Here is a 7,306-nt window from a genome sequence, read left to right as displayed (position 1 = left end):
ATCTCGGCCACGGGTTATGCGACCTCGGATCTTCGCTTGGGTGATTTCAATGCCAATGCCTATGAGCTTGGCCTAAGCCTCAAAGTCTCTTCGCAGTGGCGCCTAAATGCACTTGCCGCCTATTACGAGCAGAGTAATGGCTATGAAAGCCGCTGGTGGGTACTGGGTGCAACCTATGAGTACTAACCAGCCTTTTAGTCACCGTTTTATGGCGATGACAGTACCCTGTGAAGTGATGATATTTGCGCCGGAACCGGCGCGAATCACGCAGGCCATTGAAGCCAATACCCGCCGTTTGGAAAGTAAGTTCAACTTCTATGATTCAGGTTCGGTGCTATCAGCTCAGATTAATCAGCGCAAGGCTGATAGCGTTGAAATTGATAACGAGACGTTGGTGGTGCTCACTAAGGTTCGCGAACACAGTAGTGCGACCAATGGCATTTTCGATATCACGATCGGAACTGTAAAAGCTTTCCAGCAAACAGGTGGTTCTGTCAGCCGGGAAGAGGCTTACCAATTTGCCCAACCTTATATGGGGCTATCATCCTGGAGCCTGGAAGAAGGAATGCTTAACTTTGCCTTTTCACAAACCCGTATCGATCTGGGTGGAGTGATAAAGGAAGTGGCTGTTGATCAGGCTATCGACATCGCGACTAAGCATAATGCGAGCGGTGTACTGATCAATTTTGGTGGTGATATTCGCGTATCAGGCGGAAAGCCTGATGGCAGTGACTTTGTAGTGGCCGTGCTCAATCCCAAAGATCCGTCACGGCCAATTTTCGCACTGCCGTTGCGGGATCAGGCCCTGACGACCTCGGCGCACTATGCCAGACGCTATCAGTTCAGTGATCAGGAAACATCACATATTCTTTCTGAGCAAGGAACACACCGTCGCATTCTGTCGTCGACAGTGGTGGCTGAAACCGCCCTCCAGGCCGGTATTTTCAGTACTTCGCTGACGATAGACCCAAGAATATCAGCGCCGGAATCAGTGGGTTTCGCATTGGTCGATGACCAGCTTACCGTTCACCAAGACATAGAATTTCTAAATCAATGAAGCATATATCCCAATTGATTCCGCGAGCTTTTCGGTTGTTTGCGGGAATAGTATTTACATTGTGCATGAGCTTCGCCGTGCAGGCTGGCGAAGAGAAATCCTTCCTGCCTGTCGAGCAGGCTTTTCCTTTTTCTTATCAGCTTGTCTCTGATGCTGACGCTGGTGAAGGTGGAAGGGCGCTGAAAGTAACCTTCGATACAGCAGAGGGCTATTATCTTTACCATAAACGCTTTTCGTTTAAGACCAATAGCGATTCGCTGGTAGTGGGGGAGCCTCGCTACTCAATTGCCGCCGAGCAAAAACAGGATCCCAATTTTGGCGATGTAAAGGTGTACCATCGCCCGCTGACCATTACCGTGCCATATACGGGGCAGGGGGAAGCCAAAATCAGGTTTCAGGGCTGTGCTGATGACGGCTTGTGTTACCTGCCTCAGACTAAGAAGCTTGATTTGGCAGCGGCTCAATCTGTTGAGCCGTCAAAACCTTCTCAAGTATCACTGGATTCCTCATTGGCAAGCGATACTCAGGGGCTTTCTGAGCTATTGAAAAATACCAGCCTGCTACAGGCGCTGGGCCTGTTTTTCCTTCTGGGGCTGGGTCTGTCATTAACGCCTTGTGTACTGCCAATGATCCCGATTCTGTCGAGTATTATTGGTGGTCAGGGTGAATGGATGACGGGCTGGAAAGGCTTTCGTATTTCGCTGGCCTATGTCTTGGGGATGGCGACAAGCTATGCCTTGGCGGGTGTCCTGACAGCAACACTGGGGCAGGGGCTTAACTTACAAGTTGCAATGCAGCAGACCTGGGTACTGACCTTGTTTGCAGTCTTATTCGTGTTGCTCGCCCTGTCGATGTTCGGCTTTTATGAGCTGCAGTTGCCTTCGCGTATTCAGGTCGCGCTTAACAGTCAGTCACAGCGATTGACTGGCGGCAAGGTGATCACCGTATTTGTTATGGGGGCCGTGTCTGCGCTGGTGGTATCGCCGTGTATTTCGGCACCGCTGGCAGGCGCACTCCTTTATGTGTCTACGACGCAGGACTGGGTCCTCGGCGGAGCGACGCTGTTTACGCTGGCGCTTGGTATGGGCGTGCCTCTGGTGGTAATTGGTACCTCGGGCGGTAAGTTCCTGCCAAGAAGCGGTCCGTGGATGGTCAAGGTGAAGCAGTGTTTCGGCGTTATGCTGCTGGCAGTTGCTATTTTGCTGGTGAGTCGTTTTGCAGCTCCTTGGGCAACGCTTGGACTATGGGCATTGCTACTGATTGGTAGCGCGATTCACTTTGGGGCGTTGGAAGCGGCACAAAGTGGCTGGCAGCGAACCACTAAGTCTCTATCTTTTATCTCGTTGGTATATGGCGTGATCCTGCTGGTGGGTATGCTGACCGGAGCGGATGACCCGCTTGATCCGCTAGGCCCATTCAGTCGAGGTGTTCCGACATCTCAAGCGGCTCCTGCAAGCCAGTTTACCAAAGTCACTGCTGTGGCAGAGCTGCAGCGTGGCATAGACAACTTGGAGCCTCGACAATTAGTCACCATAGTCGATCTTTATGCTGACTGGTGCGCGTCATGTAAAGTCATGGACAAGAATGTTTTTCAAGACAGTGAAGTGATGGCGAAGATGGCGAACTTTAATAGCCTGAAGTTTGATGTGACAGCCAACACCGATGAGCAGGCTTCATGGCTATCCGAGAGGGATCTGTTCGGACCGCCGGGAATCCTGTTCTTCGACAGCCAGGGTAACGAGATCAAACCACTTAGAGTAGTCGGCGAGCTTGATAAACAGCAGTTCCTGACTCACATAGCAAAAATCGGCCAGCAGGGCTAAATGCAATAAGCAAATTCCCTTAAATGATACAAGCCTAGTCACATTGCGTTGTGGCTAGGCTTGTTGTTTCTGCTCTATGTTGTTGGTGTTTTGCGATATTTAGTGCATCGAGTTAGTCTTGTTTGGCTCTGGCTGCCTGCCGAGCAAAATATTCCTTGGTCAGCTTAAACACGACAGGGCTAAGCAGCAGCAGGGCAATTAAGTTTGGAATAGCCATCATGGCATTTAACGTATCGGCCAGTAACCAGATAAATTCGAGTGAGCTGGTTGCACCGATAGGTACCGCGATAATCCACAATACGCGGAAAGGAACAATCGCCTTCACGCCAAATAGATACTGGATACATTTTTCGCTGTAGAAACTCCAACCGAGAATCGTGGTAAAGGCAAAGATTGAAAGTGCGATGGCAACAATATAATTGCCAAGCCCCGGTAGTGAGGATGCAAATGCTGCCGAGGTCAGTGCTGCGCCGGTCTCGCCGCTGAGCCAGGCACCCGAGACCACAATCGAGAGGCCGGTGATACTACATACCACAATGGTATCGATAAATGTCCCCAGCATTGCCACGAGCCCCTGAGCAACAGGGTTCTTTGTTTGCGCTGCTGCGTGGGCAATTGGTGCACTCCCCAAACCGGCTTCGTTGGAAAAGATCCCTCGGGCAACACCAAATCGGATAGCGGCCCAAACTGCTGCTCCGGCAAACCCGCCTTGGGCAGCAACTGGTGTAAATGCGCTGCTGACGATTAAGCTAAACGCGGCCGGGATCTCAGCGGCGTTCATGCCCAGAATTAATAATCCAGAAGCAATATAGAAGGCAGCCATTAGCGGAACCAGCTTACCGGCGACATCTGCAATACGTTTGATCCCTCCCATGAGTACAAGCCCAACCAGGATCATCATGACTAGGCCCGATACCATGGGAGGAATACCGAAGTTAGCATCAACGGCAGCAGCAACGGAGTTTGATTGAACGGTATTACCGATACCAAAGCCAGCTATAGAGCCAAAAATGGCGAAGGCGGTACCTAACCATGCCCATTTGCTGCTCAGTCCGTTTTTGATGTAGTACATCGGGCCGCCGACATGGTTGCCGTCCTCATCGGTTTCACGGTATTGGACAGCACATACGGCTTCTGCAAATTTCGTTGCCATACCGACAAGGGCTGTACACCACATCCAGAACAGTGCGCCCGGTCCGCCGAGAAAAATCGCTGTTGCCACACCGGCTATGTTACCAGTACCAATGGTGGCGGAAAGGGAAGTCATTAGCGCATTGAACGGGCTGATTTCACCCTTGCTATCATCATCTTTCTCCGGGATACGGCCTGACCACAGCAGTTTAAAACCGGAACCCAGTTTGACAATCGGCATGAATTTCAGGCCGACGGTCAGGAAAATGCCGACACCGAGGATCATCACCAGCATGGGGACACCCCATACCAGGCTGTTTATTGCAGAGATAAGGCTGGCTAAAGACTCCATAGGGTATGCCCTTCAAGTTTTTATAATATATGCAAAAACATAGGTGCTGTTCGTAATAAATACAAACATCATTAACGTGAAATGTGGTGCTGTTGCTATCTCAAGCACTTGGTAGAAGTGCGTTATAAAGCGGTAGTGAGGCAGCTGGTCTGGCTATAAGCTCTGTTACTGGCATGAAACCAAAATGAAACGGAAAAATCATGATAGCAAACTAGGGAGTGAGTACACTTAATAGTGGCGTCCAGCTTTTTTCCCTTGCGAGCTACCATATCGAGCATAGTTAGCGTCACGGTGAGAGGAAAGCGGGTGGACGTAACCCTATAGTGAAGATTTTGAAGCAAACGGAGAGTAAGGAATGGGTTATGCGTCATTGGAGCAGGAAGAACAAGCAGCGATTGACTAAGCAGTATAAAGTGGAGCATATGGCCGCTAAGCTGATCAATGAAATGTTGGCTAAAAAAGTCACTACAAGGTCAATCTCCACGACTGAACGGCTATAACAGAGCCTTATTACAATCGAGAACACTTTTTTATATTTTTGGGCCGTGTATCACGGTCTTTTTAATTAGCGGACTATTTGAATGTATATCAGTGAAGAAAATGGTTTAGGTGTTTTATATAGCTCTAACTTTTGTATTTTGGGATTTGATTGGGCCTGATTAGTTTGTTAATACTAAATCTAGAATTTAAATAATTAATTGTATTAGCAAGTTCTCGACTAGATAAGAGGTGTTGATGATTAGGCAGTATGCGGTATTTTCGAAAACGTACCCAAGAGTTCATTGGTTTATTGTTGCGATGTTGGTTCTTGTTCATGTCATAAGCAGTTATTTTATACTTGAAAGCAATGAGCTGATATTTGCCTGGGGCGTGTGCTTGCCCGCTCTACCAATACTTTTCTTTGCCACAGCATCTAGCTACAAGAAAAAGTACCTACACGGATAGTATGATAGATACTCAACATAACAAGGAGTTGAGTATTGTAACTAAGGGATGCTTAATAAGAATCATTATCATTGCATAAGTTGCTGTTATTACAGGTATAGTAGACTCGCAGAATGCTATCCCTAAAAGCATAAGCCTAAAGATATGGATGTCGACCAGTGTATTTGTAAAGTAGCTATGCGATACATTGCATGTTGTTATGCTGATCGTCCTATCCTTGTCCTTCAACGGAATTTAGTATCTTATTTCTGTTATTTTGCTCGCGTTTTTAAAATAAACATGGACGTAAATATAGTTAATCAACAATTAATTTTCTTGATAGTTAATTTAGAGAGCTATTGCAATAATGAAAGCAGTGATTATTTAAGCCATTTATTTGACCATTAGCGTCAAATAAATATCTACCCAACGTTGTTTGCTATCGATATTAGAATAAACAACCTGCACATTAATTGATGCTGGTTCCAAATTTATATTAATTTAACTGTCAGCTATTCTTTCGGAGAATATGCGCGTATGTGAATAGGTGTTTTTATCGCCATGTCATTTTTCTTCTTACTGGTTGTTATTACGATCTACCGCTTTATGGGTAATTATCCCGTGTTGTATCCATCCCGAACACTAGAAATAAAAAATGGTGATAACGAAGCCTAGAGGAACTTTCGTTATCACCAAAAATAGGCACAAGTGCCTTGAAAGAGAGGTGGTGTTCAATGTTCATTAGTGAGTATAGGCGCTCTTTGAGAAACTAGGACTTTTTTGTTGTACATTTTTTCTGTGTAATTTGTCATAGCTCGATAGTCTCGCTCAATTCATACACTTAGTCTGCAATACGCAGGTACAAAAAAGGCCACTCGAAAGCGGCCTCTAATCTTTCGGAAATCCCGAGTTTATTCTTTACCGAACACGTTGTTTTCCTGCTCCTGAACGCGGATAAACGTGGTGCGTTTTGTCAGCTCTTTCAGCTTCGCCGCGCCAACGTAGGTGCAGGTTGAGCGCACGCCGCCCATGATGTCCTGGATGGTATTTTCCACCGGGCCGCGGTATGGCAATAGTACGGTTTTTCCTTCGGCTGCACGGTACTTGGCAACACCACCGGAGTGCTTGTCCATCGCGCTTTGAGAAGACATGCCGTAGAACTTCATGAACATCTTGCCGTCTTTTTCGATGACTTCGCCGTTGCTTTCCTCGTGGCCGGCCAGCATGCCGCCCAGCATAACGAAGTCTGCACCGCCACCGAAGGCTTTGGCTACGTCACCGGCACAGGCACAACCGCCGTCACCGATAATACGGCCCCCCAGGCCATGCGCTGCATCGGCACATTCAATGATGGCTGATAGTTGCGGGTAACCAACGCCCGTTTTTACGCGAGTGGTACATACCGAGCCCGGGCCAATACCCACTTTTACGATGTCGGCACCGGCAAGGATCAGCTCTTCTACCATATCACCGGTAACAACGTTACCAGCGCTAATGACTTTATCCGGGAACTCAGCACGTACTCTTTCAACGTACTCAACTAGGTGCTCCGAGTAACCGTTGGCGATATCGATGCAGATAAAGATCAGTTCATCGGTCATCGCCATGATGTCTTTGGTTTTCTGGAAGTCAGCGTCTGAGGTACCGGTTGATACCATGACATTGTTTAGTACGTTGGCGTCGCTGCGTTTGATGAACTCAGCCCAGTCAGCCACGGCGTAGTGTTTGTGAACGGCTGTCATAACGCCGTGCTTGGCCAGCGAAGCGGCCATTTCGAAGCTACCAACGGAATCCATATTAGCCGCAATAATAGGTACACCTGACCATTGACGACCGCTATGCTTGAATGTAAAATCGCGGGTTAATTCAACTTGAGAACGGCTTTTTAGGGTTGAACGTTTTGGACGAAACAGTACATCTTTAAAACCTAACTTCAAGTCTTGTTCGATACGCATTGGTATTTCCTTAATCTTATCGAATTTTGCCCTTTGGCTTTCTTGCTATTGGCAGATAGCAGGT

At 47.7% G+C, this 7,306-nt stretch carries 5 protein-coding genes; 3 read left to right on the top strand and 2 right to left on the bottom strand.

All coding sequences use genetic code 11. From position 1 onward, the window contains the following. The 3 genes from MHN01_RS11120 to dsbD all read left to right on the top strand — a co-directional run. The coding region (locus MHN01_RS11120; protein ID WP_239411413.1) for a DUF3570 domain-containing protein at nucleotides 1–186 on the top strand (186 nt) is incomplete at its 5' end. Further along, nucleotides 176–1,057: an FAD:protein FMN transferase gene (locus MHN01_RS11115; protein ID WP_239411412.1), complete on the top strand. Its 882-nt coding sequence runs from the start codon at nucleotides 176–178 to the stop codon at nucleotides 1,055–1,057. The genes MHN01_RS11120 and MHN01_RS11115, both read left to right, overlap by 11 nt. Before the next feature lie 65 nt (nucleotides 1,058–1,122). Continuing rightward, nucleotides 1,123–2,880 carry a protein-disulfide reductase DsbD gene (gene dsbD, locus MHN01_RS11110; protein WP_239411411.1) on the top strand — a complete coding sequence of 586 codons (1,758 nt, stop codon included), beginning with the start codon at nucleotides 1,123–1,125 and terminating at the stop codon, nucleotides 2,878–2,880. A 112-nt stretch (nucleotides 2,881–2,992) separates the two neighbouring features. On the opposite strand, the gene MHN01_RS11105 is transcribed toward dsbD, so the two are convergent. After that, on the bottom strand, nucleotides 2,993–4,363 hold the full coding sequence (locus MHN01_RS11105; RefSeq protein WP_239411410.1) for a sodium:alanine symporter family protein: 1,371 nt from the start codon (nucleotides 4,361–4,363) through the stop codon (nucleotides 2,993–2,995). A gap of 1,835 nt (nucleotides 4,364–6,198) precedes the next feature. Beyond that, a complete protein-coding gene (locus MHN01_RS11100) occupies nucleotides 6,199–7,242 on the bottom strand; it encodes a GMP reductase (protein WP_239411409.1) in 1,044 nt (347 codons plus the stop codon). Nucleotides 7,243–7,306: the final 64 nt, after the last annotated feature.

It is taken from the genome of Photobacterium sp. OFAV2-7, from assembly GCF_022347985.1.
Lineage (GTDB): Bacteria > Pseudomonadota > Gammaproteobacteria > Enterobacterales > Vibrionaceae > Photobacterium.
The sequence above is the reverse complement of the archived record's forward strand: the minus strand, read 5'-3'. Positions and strand labels throughout refer to the sequence as shown.